Origin of the sequence: Sphaerospermopsis aphanizomenoides BCCUSP55, assembly GCF_001586785.1 — a bacterium.
Taxonomy (GTDB): domain Bacteria; phylum Cyanobacteriota; class Cyanobacteriia; order Cyanobacteriales; family Nostocaceae; genus Sphaerospermopsis_A; species Sphaerospermopsis_A aphanizomenoides_A.
On record NZ_LUFH02000008.1, the window covers coordinates 1 to 18,546 of the forward strand.

The window sequence follows — 18,546 nt, forward strand, 5'->3', positions numbered from 1 at the left end:
ATTTCAAAAAATTTGCCTTTAAAATTATGAATTATGCATCTTTATCAAATGAACATTTTCAGATGCTTCAATATCTTGTTAATACTTATTTAAACGGAATAATTCGGACCATTGTTGATAAATCACCTGGACACAGTGGTAGTTTTGTCTACCTCATCGAAGTTGTATTAGCTGAAAAAAGACTTTTATGTATTGCCAAACTTACTCCTGCCGACTTTGCATTAGATGATTCGCTGCAAAACCGTGTATATGGTAGCTGTATATCTAGCTTTAACGCAGTATACAAATATCTTCAGCAATATCAAATACCACTTCCGCACCTTTATGCCTCACATACTCCTAGTGCTGACATCCCATTTTATTGTCAATTAATGGAATACCTTCCAGGTCAGGAAGTAAATATTGCCATCAAGATAATTTCTGAAGAACAACAATCTACCTTGCAGCAATTTCTTGGTATGCACCTGGGAGTTATTCATAATATTACACGCTCCTATGACGGCTGGGTAGACTTGGCAATACCGCATTTACTTTCGTGGCGTGAAGCTTTTTTTACCACATTACATCAAAATTTAGATGATGCTTGTCAGCATCAGGCGATCGCTGTCCAAAAAACAACTATATTACAAGCAATCGCCCACTATTTAGCCTTTTGGACTGACCCATCAGAGTTTGTACTTTCCCATGTTGATGGAGTGCAAGGAATGATCGTTCTTACCTCAACAGGTTGGCAACTAACAGGAGTAGTAGATATCGAAGACCATTATTTCACAGACCAACGCTTTGTTTTAGCAGGGTATGAATTACAACTAGAGACTAACAACAATGCAGTCTTATCTAGTTTTTGGAATGCTTATCAGATACAAAAGGCCGTTGACCCTACATACTGGCAATTACGTCCTTTATTTCAGCTATATTACTTATTGAGTTGGGTAAGTAATAAGCCATTAGAACAACAACAGATTATTGAAAGATTAGGACAACAAATTCTATTACGTTGCCAAGTATAAGTTTTATCTGCCCTTCGGGCAAGGCAGGAGGCAGAAGGGATTAATTTGATATGAAAACAACAGCCTCTATGCTTTGCCCATTTGGGTTTAAGACCCCCAGTAAATCTTTGATTTACTGGTCTTCGTTAAGGAGGGGTTTGAATCCCCTTCTTAACGCCTTCAGCATAGCTGCCCTCCCTACGGGACGCTACGCGAACGTACTTCTGCCTTCTTCAACTGTTTGAGTTTTATTATTGCTAATAGGGAGTTTATTTTTGATATTTATAGCCCCCTGCTTGCCTCAATGTGCAACTTAAATATTTAATAGCTTACCAGTGTCCATACCTCATTTATTGGCAATTTACAGAAATTATTTAACCATACCAAAAATTATGCACACAGTGATTTTGTGGAGATAAAAAATCATGAAACTGATCAGAACTTCGATTTTTGTCCACAATTTGTGGACATTTTTTTAAGAAAGAGTACGTATCTCTATATGGTATTTGTCCACACTTGCTGCACCAAAAACAGTTTATGCTGCTAAAACTAAATTAAATTTTGATTTTTCGTTTTCACCCGTTGATAAAATTCCTCCATTGTTTCAATAAACGAATTATCTTTATGCCAAAAAGCCGGAAAATCGCCCTGTTTCTTGACGAGAATTGCCGAAACACCACTAGAACTTGGCACTTCTATAGTTTGCGGTAAACGCTTTGTTCCTAACCAAAATTCTCTCACACTTGGCTTTTCATCAACAGATTGTTTTTCCAACTTAGTATAAAACGATGTTGAAGATTCTAAACCAACTTCTTGAGTATTTAATTCCTGTGAAAGTGCTTTACCTAAATTAGATTTAGCTAGTTTATTCTGAAGTTCCTCCTTTGATAACCCCCGCAATTCAAATAAGAGAAATGGATTATTATCCAATTGAGACGCAACTAAATAATAAACCCCAGCAATATGTTTACAGGGATTAGCATAATCTGGACAGGAACATTTAGTTTGAAAGTCCTTACTGCTATGGGGCAATAAATTTAATCCCAATTGTTTAAAAGTATCTTCAATATTCTCTGGGACTTCATTCAGCAGCAATCTAGAAACAATACTAGCTTTAGATGATAGCTTGTCAATAACTTCATTCCAATTGCTTTTAGGAATTGATTTAATTTCAATGGAAATATTGTAAGTCGGTTCTTTATATACACCAAAGTAAGGATTAACAGAACCCCTAACTCTAGCAGTAATGTGATTTTGTGCGATTTCAAAATTCAGAACTTTACCATTACTTGCATAGGAACGACCTCGTTGCAAGCGACCATCATCAGTAAAATTTTCTAATGCTTTAATAAACCTATCTCCCCACCATGTCCGACTAAACTTAGCCATAATATTTTACTCCAAAATTGCACTTTTATTTAAAGCAATCAGTTGTTTAAAAGCCTCGTTATCTAACTCCGTTAACCAAGATTCATCATTGCCAACCACAGATGCAGACAGTTTTTTCTTATCTTCTATCATTTGGTCAATTTTCTCTTCTAAAGTACCAATCGCCACAAATTTATGTACAAACACATTCTTTTTCTGTCCAATCCGAAAAGCTCTATCTGTGGCTTGATTTTCAACAGCAGGATTCCACCATCTATCAAAATGAAAAACGTGATTAGCTTTAGTTAAAGTAATCCCTACACCACCTGCTTTTAATGATAAAATAAACACAGATGCTTTTGTATATTTATAGAAGATGAGTATTAAAAACTTTATCAATATCCATCGTCAGGAACTTTGGTCATTTTACCAGCTTACGAACAACAGGCTTATGTTCAGCCGGTGCAATTGGTAGCTGTACCTCGAATATTAGTAGAAAATGGTTTAATCAAAACCAATACTTTTGACAGTTTGATGGGAAAAATTGCCAGCTAAAGTATAGCGATTTGAATCAATTTAATCAATAACTTTCCCTCGCATTGTTTATCGGTGAATTTCTATTGTTTTAATAGATGCTTAACTGTTTCAAAAGAATTACCCAAGTAGTATGTCTTCAACAAATCAAAAACTCGATAGTGATTTTCTCTAACTATTTCGATATTCCATTCATGATATGTCATGAATATGTAATTAGTATTTGCTCGATTTTCTATAGAACCTTTATATTTAGTTTTTTTATCAGCAAACTCTTTATTGCTCAATGATGAATTCTTCTTTCTATCTACTAAAACTATGTTTCCTAGCCTATGAACCCATTTTTTATGATCAAGTTCAGTAATATTAGATGTTATTCCTAACTTTCTAGGCATTAAATGCTCTACTGATGAGGTACTACTATCAAAGTAAATCTTAGAGTTAAGATTGCTAGATAAAAGATCAATTTTTAACAATAAATAACGAGTTTTATTAATTCTCTGTCCTGCATATTCACCCCATTTTTCATTATCAAGAATATCCAAGAAAGATGCAATATCAACAGCAGTAGAAGCTTTTTCATCTTGATATTCATATTTTAGGACAGGAGAATCAAGAAACTGGGATGCTAGTTCTTTCAAATTACCGCCTTGCTTTGAAATTTCCTCCATTTTCCTTAAAATAATAAAGATTCTTGACTGAAGATTAACTTTACCCATTAACCAATAAAATGAGCAAAGGTGATCTAACTTAATTAAAAAATCATAGATTCTAAACTCTTTGAAACACACCCTATAATGCATTAGAGGAGCCATTACTTGTCGGTGAAGCACAAAAAATAAAATCGCGTAGGTTGGGTTGAGGAACGAAACCCAACATTGACAAGGGTTTGTTGGGTTTCACTTTGTTCAACCCAACCTACGAAAATCCTTAACCGAGCAGTATTGTTAGAGGAGCAACATAAGCATTTCCATAAGTTTTTGTAAGTATGTAATTAAGGTTTACAAAAAAGTTTCCAACTTCATTATAACAAATATCGTTACTAGTAATAGCTTGCAAATGTTTAGCATAACGACCAATGACTTCAAAAGTTCCCTCGCCTTTAGTTAACATATTTCTTCCATACATAAACTCGAAAGCTTTGTTCAGACTTTGATTGTCATCACTTCTATACTTCATCGTTATAAAAACTATAGCCCACAGGAATTCATCAAATGAGTTATATGGTTGATCAACTGCACTTTCATATTTCTCCCACTTCTCAGCAACTTCTTTTCGGTTGCCTTCATCTTTGATATGTCTTAAATTTTGCGCTCTAAAAATCTCGCTTGCTTGTAGTTGAAGACCTCGACTATTCAACACAGTAAATAAATTATAAGCATCATCAAGATTATTAGGGGTTGACAAATATATAATTAGAACTTTTGTGCAAAGATAAGCATAAAAGTCCTTCAAGTATTGTTGTATATCAACTTCCTCACTAGAAAGTTCTTGAAACCAATTGTGCAACTCTAAAATTGCCACTGCCATGTTTTTAACAGAAACATCATTGTCTCTATCTTGAGAAATTAATCTAAGACTTTCAAAATCTTTTGTACCATTCTTTTTTAGTACGTATTCTTCTAAAAACTCTTTGTCTTTTCTTATTTCAAATTCAATTCTATTTCTTTCTGGAATACCATCAAATTCATCCTTCTCTTGTCTCATTCGAGTCCGAATTTTGTTCTGTAAATCCTTACTTTTTGATAAATCTCTTATTACTGCCTGTAAAAGATAAAGAGTGATAAATCTTTGCTGACCGTCCAGTATATCTTGAGAAGTATAAACGAAATCTCCTTCCTTTGATTGCTTAGTATTCCAAACCATGCAACCCAAAAAATACTCTTTCTCTCTGTCCCTTTCCATAGCTTTACGAATATCATCAAGTAAAATAACTACTTGATGTTTACCCCAAACATATGGGCGTTGATATTCAGGTACGTTATAAAAGCTATCAGCAGAAAAAACATCTTTGATATACTTCTTGCCAGTATCAAGCGTGTACGAGGACATATAGGTCAAGTCTATTTTTGTTTCAGGGTACTTATCATCATATATAATACTTCAGCTATTCAAAAAAAATGCGTAATTATTACAAACCGTTTAATGAATTTGTAATGTTACAAAGCCCCTTCTACTTATGCCTGTATCTTGGGCGAAGCATTGCTGTAAGCGTCACATAAGGAATGGTGGCAAAGCGATCGCTCATCCTTTCCTTTCTCAATAAGCGATCGCATACATCTTATAGTTATTACATCATCACGGGGGAAGTTCAATTTAATCCTTACTGTCGCGCCATAATAGTCCGCATTTCAGCTTCCCGATCTTGAATCAAATCGCCACTAACATCAACAATCACACAGTAAATCTTACCCGTAAACTTAAAAGGCGGTTCATAATCAGGTGTTACAGGCGCACCAGGGGCAATTCCACAGGTGATACCACTGGTTAAACCTAGTGCTAAAGGAGTAGTTACAGGCACATCAATCTGCCCGACCAATTTCTCATCAATATAAAGTTGAGCGCGTCCTGGCGTTCCTTTCCCCTTGGCTAAATCTGGTTGACCCGTGACTTTAAACTCAAAGCGCAACTGATGACGACCTGTCGGCACAGATGACCCAGATTCAACATGATATAGGAATCGCCCGACATAATTATGAACCCAGTGCAGTTTGCCATTTTGGACATAGAAAGAATAGCCACTATCATTACCCCCATGAGCCAGTAATACCCCTTCTGCACCACCTGTGGGAATCTCCACATCAGCCGTAATACTGTGGGGACGATTTAACACCCTCACCGCACTACCGGCTGGAATCGCTTGAGTATCAGGATAGTAAACATAGCGGCTACGATTGACAGTAATTTGTGGGCGTTCTTCCGCCAGTCGTTGCGTACCACGTCCATCCACAGGCAACACATTATACTTACCAGCCTCAACATACCAAGTAGCAATCATCTCAATCAACTTAGGACGATTATCAGCCGCAATATTGTGATTTTCCGCAAAATCTGAGGCAACGTGATACAGTTCCCAATGATGAGTATCCAAGTCTGTCAGAGTTTCCGCCGAAATCGCCTCACCAAAAAACTGCCCCGCTTCTGTAAATGAAGGACCAGGCCAAGGACAAACCGCCCGCCAACCATCATAGTAAAGAGAACGATGTCCCATCATCTCAAAATACTGGGTAATATGCTTAGTAGGTGCGGTACTATGATTAAAAGTATGGGCAAAACTGACACCTTCAATAGGGGATTGAGTCACACCCTTAATCGTTGTTGGTGGGGCAATTTCCAGTAATTCCAGCACCGTCGGCACAAGGTCAATAGCATGAGCGTACTGAGTACGGATTTCACCTTTGGCCTCAATGCCTTGACTCCAATGCACGATTAAAGGGTCGCTAATTCCCCCCCGATAGGTTTCCCGTTTCCAACGCCTAAAAGGCGTATTCCCTGCCCAAGTCCAGCCCCAAGCATAATGGTTAAAGGTTTCGGCACTGCCTAGTTTATCCAATGCTTTGAGATTTTCCTCTAGGGATTCTGGAACATTGTTAAAAAACAGGTTCTCATTTACTGAACCAGTTGGTCCCCCTTCTGAACTTGCGCCATTGTCCGAAATCACCATAATAACAGTATTCTCGAACTCACCAATAGATTTGAGGAAATCGAGTAAACGACCGATATGGTAGTCAGTATGGGTTAAAAAACCAGCATATACTTCCATCATCCGGGCATAAAGCTGTTTTTCTGCGGCTGAGAGAGTATCCCAGTGCGGGACATCGGGATCATGGCGAGAAAGTTCGGCATCTGCGGGGACAATCCCCATTTCCTGCTGACGAGCAAAAACCTTTTCCCTGTAAGCTTCCCAACCATCATCAAATTGTCCAGCGTAGGCATCAGCCCATTCTTTTGGCACATGATGGGGAGCGTGCATCGCACCAGGGCAGAAATACATGAAGAAAGGCTTATTTGGGGCAACCTGCTTGGCATCAGCGATAAAGCTAATGGCTTTGTCTGCTAAATCTTCGGTTAAATGATAGCCTTCTGCGGGGGTCTTTTCTGGTTTAACGGTGTGGTTATCATAAACCAAATCTGGATAATACTGGTGGGTTTCTCCGCCCAAAAAGCCATAAAAACGTTCAAAACCGCGACCAAGAGGCCAGCGATCATAGGGTCCTGCGGCTGAAAGTTGGTCTGAGGGGGTTAAATGCCATTTTCCTAACGCATAGGTGTTGTAACCCTTCTGGAGTAATATCTCTGAGAGAAACCCATTCTCAAAGGGAATATTCCCATTACCTCCGGGATAACCCGTAGACCCTTCTGTAATGCAGGACATGGCGTTGGAATGGTGATTGCGTCCAGTCAGCAGACAAGAACGGGTAGGAGAACACAGTGCCGTTGTATGTAAATTGTTGTAGCGTAAGCCATTGGCGGCTAATGCGTCTAGGTTGGGTGTTTTGATGGGACTTCCGTAACTTCCAAATTGTCCAAATCCTGTATCATCGAAAACGATAAATAGAACGTTTGGTGTACCTTCTTTTGCCCGCAATGGTTCTGGCCAAGCTGGACTGGATTTATCAACTGTCCGACCGATGACACCGGGGAAGGTGGTTCCGGGTTTGTATTCACGCAGAGACATAAATCTAAACTCTTGAGAATATTTAATTTCTAACAAAAGCCCCGAAATCTTATATCCTCTTGAGGAGGGGGTAATTTATAAATTCATGGACTGAATTACCATACCGAGAAAACTAACTGTGTGAATGCAAACTAACAATGAAAGCAAAAAAACCCTTGAGGTTAAGTCCGCCACGCTCCAAAACTTAACCGTCCTTTAGGCAAGGGATGAAAGCCAGTTGATCGGTTTACCGCTCAGTCACTTTAACTATAGATAGTGTATAATAGCTATTTTATAAAAACATCAAGGAGGTGATTAAGTAGTGCTGGTGTTAGAGTACAAAACCAAATGCAACCAACGTCAAAAACAAGCTATGGAAGAAGCAATCAGGACAACTCAGTTTGTCAGAAATAAAGCTATTCGCTTCTGGATGGATAGCCCAAAAGAAGCAAAAGTTAACAGAATTGCATTAAATAACTACTCAACAGCACTAAGAAAAGAGTTTAGTTTTGTGGAATAATTAAATTCAATGGCTTGTCAATCTGCCACAGAAAGAGCATGGCAAGCAATTCAGAGATTTTACGACAACTGTAAACAGAAAGTCGTAGGTAAAGCTTGTACTGAGCGCAGTCGAAGTAAAGGATATCCTAAATTTCAAAAAGATAATCGTTCAGTTGAATATAAAACATCTGGATGGACATTACATCCGACAAAAAGACGTATTACTTTTACTGATAAAAAAGGTATTGGTGAACTTAAACTATTGGGTAAATGGGATATTCACACATATCCTATCAAGTTAATCAAACGAGTTAGAATTGTTAAGCGTGCTGATGGTTTCTATGTTCAATTCTGTGTAGACACAGAAGTTAAACAAGAACCTAGAATAGCTGATGGTGAAATTGGTTTAGATGTGGGTTTAGAGTATTTTTACTCTGACTCTAATGGACATCATGAACCTAATCCCAGATTTCTCAGAAAAGCAGAAAAATCCATCAAACACGCTCAACGTCGAATCTATACCAAAGAGAAAGGTAAGAACCAAAGACGTAAAGCCAGACAAAGATATGCTCGGAAACATTTAAAAGTAAGTAGGCAACGTCATGAACACGCTAAAAGAACAGCGCGTAACGTATGCAAGGCTAACGCCTTAGTCGCCTATGAAGATTTAAAAGTTAAGAACATGGTAAAAAATCATTGTCTTGCTAAGTCAATTAATGATGCGGCTTGGTCTACTTTTCGTCAATGGTTAGAATATTTTGCTACTAAATTCAACAGTATTGTTGTTGCTGTTACTCCACATTACACATCACAAAAATGCAGTAATTGTGGTGCAATTGTGAAAAAATCTCTTTCAACTCGCACTCATAAATGTAGTTGTGGATGTGAGTTGCAAAGAGACGTGAACGCAGCAATAAATATTTTAAATCTTGTTTAAACAAACTAGGCAGTTGAGCGAAGTCGAAACTAGGTGTAGCGAACTGCAAACATCCAGAGATAAAACTGCAAACAGTTACAGAAATCAGTTTATCTGGCAAAGGGCAGTTCAACTTGCCATCAATTGTTATAAATTGACCAAACTATTTCCTCAATCAGAATTGTATGGTTTAACTAGCCAAATCCGACGTTCTTCTGTATCTGTAGCATCCAATATAGCTGAAGGTTATGGTAGGCGTTCAAAGCCAGAATACATACAGTTTTTACATATTGCATTAGGCTCTTTAAGGGAACTGGACACGCAATTAATCATTGCTAAAGAAGTAGATTTAGCCGACAAAAATCTTTTTACACCCCTATTAAATGAAGTTGAGGAAATGCAAAGTATATTAGTTGCCAGTTTAAACAAACTGAAAGCTTGAATTTACTACTTCTTCCTTCCTTTCTTCTGCCTTCCCCTAATCCAGATCACCAAAATCTGACAAGACCCATAATGTGGTTTCAAAAATGCCTTGTTTGCAGTTTTATCTCTGGATGTTTGCAGTTCGCTACAATAAAACAATATAAAAAATATGCTAAAATTAGACAATCAACAAATCCCCAAATTTAAACATCCAACCACATCCTGTAAATCCTCAAATCCTGTAAATCCTGATTCAGACAAAAATACGATTATCCTGTAAATCCAGAAAATCCAGAAAATCCTGATTCAAACAACATCCATATATGTCAAACAACATCAAAACCAGAATCGACAAATTCAACCACGGAAGAGATCCAGAATTATTACAGTTAAAATACAAAAAACTCTCTACAGATCCATTTTCCTTCTTTCGCGGAACTTGTCATTTATTCTATGAAGATTTACCTCAAGATTCATCTCTCAACTCTGCACCTCTAACTTGGATATGTGGTGATTTACATCTAGAAAACTTCGGTAGTTATAAAGGTGATAATCGTTTAGTTTATTTTGATATTAATGATTTTGATGAATCTGTTCTCGCACCTTGTACTTATGATTTAGTCAGATTTATCACTAGTATTATTGTTGGTTCTCATGCTGTGGGTATTAATGATGCAGAATCTCTACATTTAAGCGAGATTTATTTAAACACCTATACCGCAACCCTAGCTGAAGGAAAACCTAGAACTGTAGAAAAGGAAACTGCTAAAGGTTTAGTTAAGGATTTATTAGAAAGTTTACAAAAACGAGAACGTCCTAAGTTTTTAGATAAATACACCAAAGAAAAGAATGGTAAGCGGTGGTTAGATGTTGAGAAAAAACGTATTATGGTAGCTGAAGAAGCCGAACAAGAAAAGGTGAAAAAATTAATTCTACATTGGCATCATACCACAAATCAAAATCCCGATTTTTATCAAATTATAGACGTTCAAAAACGCATAGCGGGTAATGGTAGTTTAGGTTTAGAACGTTATCTAATTTTGGTAGAAGGTACTGGTTCTCCTGACGGTAATTATTTACTAGATTTCAAAGAAACTCATCCCAGTTCTTTACAACCTTATGTAAAAGTTTCTCAACCACAATGGGAAACTCCAGGTGCAAGGGTTGTTGCAATTCAAAAACGCTTTCAAGGAACTCCACCTGCTTTATTAGAAGCGATAAATGATGGTGAAAAATCCTATGTCTTACGGGAGTTGCAACCAGAACAAGATAAAGTCAGTTTGCAAGCTTGGGATGGAAAAATAGGACGGTTAGAAAAGTTAATTCAAACAATGGCCCAGGTGACTGCTTGGGATCAACTACGCAGTAGTGGAAGACAAGGTTCTGCAATTGCAGATGAATTAATTGATTTTGCTCAATCTTCCGAATGGCATAATTCTATTATAGAATATGCACGCAATTATGCAGAAAAAGTTAACCAAGATTTTCAGGAATTCTGTCAATCATAATGAATAAAACTCCACGCATTCCCATCCCTCCTGAAGTGAGAACCTATGTTTATCAAAGGGATAAATATCAGTGTCAAAGCTGCGGTAAAACTTCCCCAGAAACTAACCTCAGCATTGATCATATTATCCCTTTGTCTCGTGGTGGAAAAAACGATATCAGCAATTTACAAACTCTCTGTTTAACTTGTAATAAAAGTAAAACAAATAAAATTGACCATCGGTTTCACCGACATTTCGACTTTTAACCAATGTACCAATAGTTTTAATAGTGTGTTCGCTGTTAATTTAGCGCAGCTATATTCCCAATGATTACACCTACGTATATTTCAACTTTACGGATAGGCATAGCTGATATATAGTCGCGTTTTCACTGATTAAAGTATTAAAAAAAAACCGCAATTATGACAATATCCTTCTCATTTAATTTGAGATATACATATTAACTAGTCAAATTAAATTAATTACGTCTACAATCTTTTGTTTAAACACTAAGTATGAATGTAAATAGAATTCAAGCATCTGAAGAAGCCTCAAAAACCCATAAAGCAAATATGCAAAAAAGCCTAGAATATCGCTTGCAGATAGCTAGAACAAAAATGGACGAAAATCTAGTACGTCTGTTAGAAGCAGAAATGATGCAATACAGCCAAAATGACCCATCTTCTAGCACAAAAATAGGGTTTTTCGGATTTTTAAGCCCCTTCATGAAAAAACTTTAAAACAGCTAAAATTTTTAGCTGCGCTATGTATACAGCACTTCCCGGTGTTATGAGGTACACTCTTGGCAGGCAAGATGCCCATCCCACAAGAGTTTTATTATTAAAATTTGTACCTCATAGCAATGAAATCTGCTGTATTATTTTATCTTCATTCTTATTTCTCCTAATAACCCTGGTCAGTTTCACCAGGGTTTTTTATTGCTGATACAGCAGATTTCAACTTCTTGAGTTACAGATGATTAAGAGGTAATTTTGAGAACTTTCTCCCCCTTTTTTAAAGGTAATGACGGATTACATCTTTAACAAAAAATGCACCCACTTCGCGCAGGAATATCAAAATCAACATTCTTACTATTCCATTTTATTTCTCCTTTTCCATACACTAATGTTTGTGGTTGATGTTGTAATTGAATACAATCAAAATTAGCTGTAACTGACTCATTACCCACATTCACTGCAATAATTAACTCTTCATTTCCCAAAGTTCGCGCAAACACATACAGCGTTGTTTCTGCATAAATAACGTGATACTTACCAATCCGCAGAGATTCGTATTTATGACGTAAAGAAATTAATTGTTTGTGAAGATCAAGAATTTCTAAATTCCAATTAGCTGCTAACGGAAAACCACGACGACAATCAGGATCTAAACCACCCGGTAAACCCACTTCATCACCATAATATATGCTCGGCGCACCTGGGAAAGTTAATAATAGTAAAGTTGCTAATTCTACACTTGCAATATCACCACCTGCAATGGTAATTAATCTCGCTGTATCGTGACTTGCTAATAAATTAAGTTGTGTGAGTTGAATTTCCCAAGGATAAAGCTTTAATAACTCATCTATTTTTTCCGCATATTCAGCAGCAAATAATGGTGGATAGGTTTCATAAGCACGTCCTTTGACCTGTTCTAAATCTACACGGTTTCCCGCAGTAAAAGCAATAGTTGGCCCAGTCAATAGATAATTCATTACCCCATCAAATTGCGTTCCATCCAACCATTCACGGGAATCTGTCCACACTTCCCCCACAATATAAGCATCAGGATTTATTGCTTTTACTCTGCTTCTAAATTCTTGCCAAAAACCGGGAGTTTTAATTTCAAAAGGTACATCTAAACGCCAACCATCAATACCGAAATTAATCCAATATTCGGCAATTTCCATAATATATTCCCGCACTTCCGGATTATCATGATTAAATACAGGTAAAGAACGAATTCCTGCCCAACTTTCATAATTTGCAGGTGCATCACCCGTGTATGGTGCAAGTGGCCAACCTTCAATTTTAAACCAATCTACCCAAGGTGAATGAGGTCCATTTTCTAAGATGTCGTGAAAAAAGAATATCCCCCGACTCGCATGATTAAAAACCCCATCGAGAACTACTTTAATATTACGTTGATGTGCTGCATCTAGCAACTCTTTAAAAGCTTCGTTCCCTCCCAATAATGGATCAACTTGATAATAATCATGGGTGTGATAGCGGTGATTACAAGCTGATTGAAAAATGGGTGTAAAGTAAATAGCGTTAATTCCTAAATTTTGAATATAGTCTAATTGTTCTAAAATCCCCCATAAATCGCCACCTTTATAACCTTGAAGTGTGGGGGAAGCATCCCAATCTTCCCATTTTGCATTATTCAATAATCGTTGATGGGGTTGTTTGCTTTTAGCGAACCTGTCGGGGAATATTTGGTAAAAAACCGCTTGTTTAACCTAGTCTTGTGTGTGAATCTGCATATCTACTAATAAATTATGAAATTGTCAATATATCTAATAAAATCTCCCAAACTAGGTACACTATTGACAAGTTTAATATAGATAAATTCATAATCTAAGTTAGCTGCTAATCTATTCAATTGTTTTTCCTTCTTATCGTAACCTTTTCCTACGTAATTATAGATGTTTTTGATATCATCCGAAGGTTTCAATACTTGCTTCCATATCATCAGTTTGAGGATTAAAACCAAACATTTCCTCAATTCTATCTGGTGTTAAACTGCTATCCAATTTAAGAAAATGATTATATTCTGCTAAAAACCATGCTTCTATTTCCATGACAGCAAGAACTATATTTATAGGAATTACCCCTTTTGGTAAGAGTAAATCTAAATCATGTTGCAGCTTAGACTTTTGATGTATGGGTGTTGGATCAACATCTCTTAATCCAATAACTCTCTCATAGCCAGATGTAATTAGCTTACTATACTGTTTTCTCATATCTGAACCTACATTTTTGTGTCCAGACGAGTTATAAATTAAAACATAAAATTTTGTTGCGGAAGTAACAACAGCCGCCTTAATTGTAGAAATATTTTTGCCGTTTTGATTAGCATTTACTGAAATTATTTCTATCGCAATGCTATTTTTATCAGCAATTTCCTGAAGTAATTTTTCTACAAAAATTTGTTCTGTTTTCCCCTCCACAAAAATAGCTAATTTTTTCACTCTTCTATATTCTACTCATTGCCAAATCCTTTTAAGTAAAATTGAGTTTCAAAAAAATCAAAATTATTTAAACCAATAAATTTAAAATCTTCAAATATCTGCTGGGAATTATGTATATTATGCAATTTCGCTAATCCTGGTTTCCTCTCAATAACTGACCAATAATCCAAAGGAACACCATTCATAATAAAGCTGTCATTGGTGGTCATAATTAACTGAACTAATCCAGTTTGTGCTTTATTAATAAGTAATTTAATCATCGCTGATGATCTTTCAAAATCTAGTCCTTCACCAATATCATCTATTAAAATACAACTGGTTTTTTTAGCTAACAGTGAATAGTTGACTTGAATTATTAAAGATAATGCTCTAAACATTCCTTGGGAAATTAATCCTTGTTCTGTTTTAGCTTTTAAATCGCTTTCTTGAACATAAAGATATTGTGATTTAATATCTTGTGTGTAAAACTTATTTTTTTTATCAAATTCTGTCTCAATAGCCGATATACTGTAACCAATAGCTGACATATCTGATTTTATCGCTTTAATAAAATCTGCTCCTATTTCTCGTTTTCCTAAATTTAATATATCAACTACTCTATCTTGATCTTTTAATTCTATATTGTCTTTATTAGCGTTAGAAAAGTTAAAATAATTTTTACCTAAATATGTACCAAATTGATAGTATCTCAAGGAATTTGCCCAATTATAAAGCTCTTCAAAAAAAGGATGTTGAATAGAATCTCTCCGTTTGAAAGCAGCAACTCCATCACGGGGAGTTTGAAAATCAATATCTTGTCCTAATTTTTCAGCCCAAACTTTACCCTCACCCGATTCTTTTCTATCTAGATAAATCTTAGAGCCAATAGTAAAACTCTCTTGAACCACCTGACTATTATCGAGTGTTAATTTGTAAATTTTTTGATTTTCCTGATCATGAGAATCGAAGGTTAATATCCACTCATTCAATTTGCTATCAGGAGTAATAGATACATCACGAGACAACAATATTGATATCAAGTTAATAGCGTTAAGTATTCTAGATTTACCAGAGGCATTTTTACCAACAATTAAATTTACATTACCTAATTGACAACCATCTAAACGCCACTCACTAGGCTTACCTTCATCTTCACAATATTCTACAAAGTCTAGTCTCATATATTTTTTATTTGTTACAATTCATTAAGGTAATCAGGGCTGATTATATCCCCTTAGCAATCATACTAACTCTCATCTTATAGGAAAAAATTAGCCCTGATGTTGATTTGAGAAAAAAGATTTACATTCACTAAATCAGAGGAAACTTAAATAAAAAGTGCCGCAGAAACATGGAAAAACTCTCCTAAAGCTTTAGCTTGTGCTTTACTAATGGATCTTTTACCATTAACAATTTCTGAAACGACACCCTTTGAACCTATAACTTCAACTAAATCTGCTTGTTTAAGTCCTCGTGCATCCATCAGATGTAAGAGAATTTCTTGGGGAGATGCTGATTCTAAAGGAAATTGGGAATCTTCATACATTTCTACAAGAATAGAAAGCAATTCTAATAGAGAAGTTTCCTCTGGCGAAAGTTCGTCTCCCGATGCCATCAACTTCTCGATAGATTCAATGGCAATATTATACTCTGCTTCGGAAGTAATAACTTTAGGTTGGTATTCTTCTAAAAGAGAACCGTAGGTTTTTCTGTCTAGTGTGATAGTCATACTTCAATCACCTTTTAATTAATCAATGTTTGTACATTTTGGAGCTTGGGAATAACTCCCCTTCATTAACTTAATTAAGTATCTTTTTGAGATGGTTTTTTAAATAAAGGATCATCTTTCCATTTATTAGTTTCATATTCATCATGGGTGAGAAGATATTTGTAATAAATAATTTGAGCCTTAAAGTTAAAACCGACAATTAAACGATAAGATTTAATATTAAAAACTAAAAAATTTTCTACTTTGTCTACAGAACGATCATAACTTTTGCGGATATCCTCTAAGTGTTGCCATTCAGAGTCTTTAACAACCTTACACCAGGCTTTTACAGCGTTTTGTATATCTTGAGGAAATTTTTTAGCATCTTCTATCACATTTTGTCTTTTAATTAACCTCATAGACTTTGAATAGATGGAATAATTTTATGTTCACATATTGAGAACATAAAGTCAACTCTTCAAAGATAGTTTTTTCAGGATTGGGTTAAAGCACGAATGCTAATTGCACCCCATCCACCCCCCTTTCCCAGTTTCTACTATTATTAATACATTAGTTCTACTTTCCGTACCTAACCCCTATCTCAAAAATTCCTCCCCAAGATTCTTTGATCCCCCCTTATCAGCTGCCACATAGAGTCCTAAACTGTAGGTGAGAGTTGAAAGGCAGTCTGGAGAAATTTTGTGAAAAAAGTTTTAGCAATCATTCTTGGTGGGGGTGCGGGTACACGGCTTTATCCGCTAACCAAACTCCGCGCAAAACCCGCAGTACCTGTAGCTGGGAAATATCGCTTAATAGATATCCCTGTTAGCAACTGCATTAATTCAGAAATCTTTAAAATATACGTTCTGACACAATTCAACTCAGCCTCTCTGAATCGCCATATCGCCCGTGCTTATAACTTCAGCGGCTTTAGTGATGGGTTTGTGGAAGTTTTAGCTGCACAGCAAACACCAGAAAACCCCAACTGGTTCCAAGGTACAGCCGATGCTGTGCGTCAGTACATTTGGATGTTGCAAGATTGGGATGTAGACGAATTTCTAATTCTTTCCGGTGATCACCTCTACCGTATGGATTACCGTCAGTTTATCCAGCGTCACAGAGACACCAATGCTGATATTACACTTTCTGTAATTCCCATTGATGATCGCCGTGCTTCCGATTTCGGTTTGATGAAAATCGACAACGCTGGTAGGGTAATTGATTTTAGCGAAAAGCCCAAAGGTGAAGCTTTAGCGAAAATGCGTGTTGATACCACCGTATTGGGGTTAACAAAAGAACAGGCACAATTACAACCCTACATCGCCTCGATGGGGATATATGTCTTTAAAAAAGATGTTTTGATCAAACTGTTGAAAGAATCTTTAGAACGGACTGATTTTGGTAAAGAAATTATTCCTGATGCCGCTAAGGATCACAACGTTCAAGCTTTCTTATTTGATGACTACTGGGAAGATATTGGAACAATTGAGGCTTTTTATGAGGCTAATTTAGCCCTGACTCAACAACCAATGCCACCCTTTAGCTTCTACGATGAAGCAGCACCAATTTATACTCGCGCTCGTTATTTACCTCCTTCTAAATTGTTGAATTGCGATATTACAGAATCAATGATTGGCGAAGGTTGTATTTTGAAAAACTGCCGCATTCAACATTCAGTTTTGGGAGTGCGATCGCGGATTGAATCAGGCTGTGTAATTGAAGAATCCCTACTCATGGGTGCAGACTTTTATCAACCATCTGTTGAACGCCAATGTAGCTTAGAACAAGGTGACATCCCTGTAGGTATTGGTACAGACACCATCATTCGCCGAGCTATCGTTGATAAAAATGCCCGCATCGGTCACGATGTGAAAATTATCAACAAAGATAACGTCCAAGAAGCTGAACGGGAAAAACAAGGTTTCTACATTCGTAGTGGAATTGTAGTTGTTCTGAAAAATGCTGTAATTCCCGATGGCACAATCATTTAGTCAGTTGTCAGTTGTCAGTTGTCAGTTGTCAGTTGTCAGTGGTGATTGGTAATTGGTAATTGGTAATTGGGTTATTTATATTCCCCTAGTCCCTATTCCCTATTAACTGTCACCTGTCACCTGTCACCTGTCACCTCATTCCCAATGACTAAACTACTTTTGCTGATAGGTCTTCCTGGTAGTGGCAAGTCAACATTGGCAAAACAATTACTGACAGAATGCCCCCAGATGCAACTAATTTCTACAGATGCCATCCGGGGGCAACTCTTTGGTTCCCAAGCAACTCAAGGCCCTTGGTTCTTGATTTGGCAACAAGTAGAAACCCAATTTAAACAAGCTACTATCGCTAGTATCCCTACCATTTTTGATGCCACCAATGCCCAAAGAAAACATCGTCGGGAAATAATAGAATTAGCTCGTGATTGTGGTTTTACTCACATTACTGGACTATGGGTGAAAACTCCCGTTTGGCTCTGTTTAGCACGTAATAAAAAGCGCACAAGACAAGTTCCTGACGAAGTTATTTTGCGAATGCACCGCCAACTCCGTGACGCTCCTCCTAGCATACAAGAAGGACTAGACGACATACTTTACAAGTAAGGTGGGGAAATGGGGAAATGGGGAGGCACGAGGAAAAGAGTTATTTAGGGTTTGCTGTTCGCATAGCGTGCCGTTAGGCATAAAAGTCTTCTCGTGGGGGCAGGCAAGAGGCAAGAGGCAAGAGGCAAGAGGAAAGGGCTATCTGTTAGCAACAAATTTTTGAGATTTCACCTTCAAAATGCTCGATTTTTCCACTCCTA

17 protein-coding genes and 2 pseudogenes are annotated in these 18,546 nt (G+C 36.8%); 9 read left to right on the forward strand and 10 right to left on the reverse strand.

The features are described from left to right. The coding region (locus A0J48_RS03330; RefSeq protein ID WP_234300696.1) for a phosphotransferase at positions 1–1,010 on the forward strand (1,010 nt) is incomplete at its 5' end. 528 nt (positions 1,011–1,538) lie between these two features. Here A0J48_RS03330 and A0J48_RS03335 read toward each other — a convergent pair. Together A0J48_RS03335 and A0J48_RS03340 are read right to left on the reverse strand one after the other, a co-directional pair. After that, positions 1,539–2,378, reverse strand: a complete 840-nt coding sequence (locus A0J48_RS03335; protein WP_200320323.1) for an SWIM zinc finger family protein — start codon at positions 2,376–2,378, stop codon at positions 1,539–1,541. Between the two features lie 6 nt (positions 2,379–2,384). Further along, positions 2,385–2,720, reverse strand: a pseudogene (locus tag A0J48_RS03340) (helicase-related protein); the annotation flags it as partial. Positions 2,721–2,774: 54 nt separating this feature from the next. On the opposite strand from A0J48_RS03340, the gene A0J48_RS03345 reads away from it, so the two are divergent. Beyond that, positions 2,775–2,912: a hypothetical protein gene (locus A0J48_RS03345; RefSeq protein ID WP_234300697.1), complete on the forward strand. Its 138-nt coding sequence runs from the start codon at positions 2,775–2,777 to the stop codon at positions 2,910–2,912. Positions 2,913–2,974: 62 nt separating this feature from the next. On the opposite strand, the gene A0J48_RS03350 is transcribed toward A0J48_RS03345, so the two are convergent. The 3 genes from A0J48_RS03350 to A0J48_RS03360 all read right to left on the reverse strand — a co-directional run bounded on the left by A0J48_RS03350 (position 2,975) and on the right by A0J48_RS03360 (position 7,569). Continuing rightward, complete coding sequence (locus tag A0J48_RS03350) at positions 2,975–3,610, reverse strand: HNH endonuclease family protein (RefSeq protein WP_200320325.1); 636 nt, start codon at positions 3,608–3,610, stop codon at positions 2,975–2,977. 211 nt (positions 3,611–3,821) lie between these two features. Continuing rightward, positions 3,822–4,943, reverse strand: coding sequence for a DUF262 domain-containing protein (locus A0J48_RS03355; RefSeq protein ID WP_200320327.1), 1,122 nt, complete (start codon positions 4,941–4,943; stop codon positions 3,822–3,824). Positions 4,944–5,214: 271 nt separating this feature from the next. Further along, a complete protein-coding gene (locus A0J48_RS03360) occupies positions 5,215–7,569 on the reverse strand; it encodes an arylsulfatase (RefSeq protein ID WP_200320329.1) in 2,355 nt (784 codons plus the stop codon). 301 nt (positions 7,570–7,870) lie between these two features. Here A0J48_RS03360 and A0J48_RS03365 point away from each other — a divergent pair. The 5 genes and pseudogenes from A0J48_RS03365 to pirA all read left to right on the forward strand — a co-directional run. After that, positions 7,871–8,980, forward strand: a pseudogene (locus tag A0J48_RS03365) (RNA-guided endonuclease InsQ/TnpB family protein); the annotation flags it as partial. A 49-nt stretch (positions 8,981–9,029) separates the two neighbouring features. Further along, positions 9,030–9,407, forward strand: a complete 378-nt coding sequence (locus A0J48_RS03370) for a four helix bundle protein (RefSeq protein ID WP_200320429.1) — start codon at positions 9,030–9,032, stop codon at positions 9,405–9,407. Between the two features lie 304 nt (positions 9,408–9,711). Then, positions 9,712–10,896, forward strand: coding sequence for a DUF2252 domain-containing protein (locus tag A0J48_RS03375; protein WP_200320331.1), 1,185 nt, complete (start codon positions 9,712–9,714; stop codon positions 10,894–10,896). Further along, on the forward strand, positions 10,896–11,141 hold the full coding sequence (locus A0J48_RS03380) for an HNH endonuclease (protein ID WP_200320333.1): 246 nt from the start codon (positions 10,896–10,898) through the stop codon (positions 11,139–11,141). Before A0J48_RS03375 ends, A0J48_RS03380 begins: the two co-directional genes overlap by 1 nt. Positions 11,142–11,390: 249 nt before the next feature. Next, the gene (gene pirA / locus A0J48_RS03385; RefSeq protein WP_200320437.1) at positions 11,391–11,615 is read left to right on the forward strand and encodes an arginine synthesis PII-interacting regulator PirA; all 225 of its coding nucleotides are present in this window, start codon (positions 11,391–11,393) and stop codon (positions 11,613–11,615) included. Between the two features lie 299 nt (positions 11,616–11,914). On the opposite strand, the gene A0J48_RS03390 is transcribed toward pirA, so the two are convergent. The 5 genes from A0J48_RS03390 to A0J48_RS03410 all read right to left on the reverse strand — a co-directional run bounded on the left by A0J48_RS03390 (position 11,915) and on the right by A0J48_RS03410 (position 16,150). Further along, positions 11,915–13,312 (reverse strand): glycoside hydrolase family 13 protein, encoded by a 1,398-nt coding sequence (locus A0J48_RS03390; RefSeq protein WP_325078390.1) that lies wholly within the window; start codon positions 13,310–13,312, stop codon positions 11,915–11,917. Between the two features lie 222 nt (positions 13,313–13,534). Then, a complete protein-coding gene (locus A0J48_RS03395; protein ID WP_200320334.1) occupies positions 13,535–14,068 on the reverse strand; it encodes a DUF4276 family protein in 534 nt (177 codons plus the stop codon). An 11-nt stretch (positions 14,069–14,079) separates the two neighbouring features. Continuing rightward, a complete protein-coding gene (locus A0J48_RS03400) occupies positions 14,080–15,228 on the reverse strand; it encodes an ATP-binding protein (protein WP_200320336.1) in 1,149 nt (382 codons plus the stop codon). A gap of 146 nt (positions 15,229–15,374) precedes the next feature. Beyond that, the gene (locus A0J48_RS03405; protein WP_200320338.1) at positions 15,375–15,776 is read right to left on the reverse strand and encodes a helix-turn-helix domain-containing protein; all 402 of its coding nucleotides are present in this window, start codon (positions 15,774–15,776) and stop codon (positions 15,375–15,377) included. Between the two features lie 74 nt (positions 15,777–15,850). Further along, positions 15,851–16,150, reverse strand: coding sequence for a type II toxin-antitoxin system HigB family toxin (locus tag A0J48_RS03410; RefSeq protein WP_325078353.1), 300 nt, complete (start codon positions 16,148–16,150; stop codon positions 15,851–15,853). Positions 16,151–16,456: 306 nt separating this feature from the next. On the opposite strand from A0J48_RS03410, the gene A0J48_RS03415 reads away from it, so the two are divergent. Together A0J48_RS03415 and A0J48_RS03420 are read left to right on the forward strand one after the other, a co-directional pair. Continuing rightward, entirely contained in the window at positions 16,457–17,746 is a 1,290-nt protein-coding gene (locus A0J48_RS03415) for a glucose-1-phosphate adenylyltransferase (protein WP_200320342.1), read from the forward strand. Positions 17,747–17,890: 144 nt separating this feature from the next. Next, complete coding sequence (locus A0J48_RS03420) at positions 17,891–18,346, forward strand: AAA family ATPase (protein ID WP_200320344.1); 456 nt, start codon at positions 17,891–17,893, stop codon at positions 18,344–18,346. The last annotated feature ends 200 nt before the right edge of the window (positions 18,347–18,546 follow it).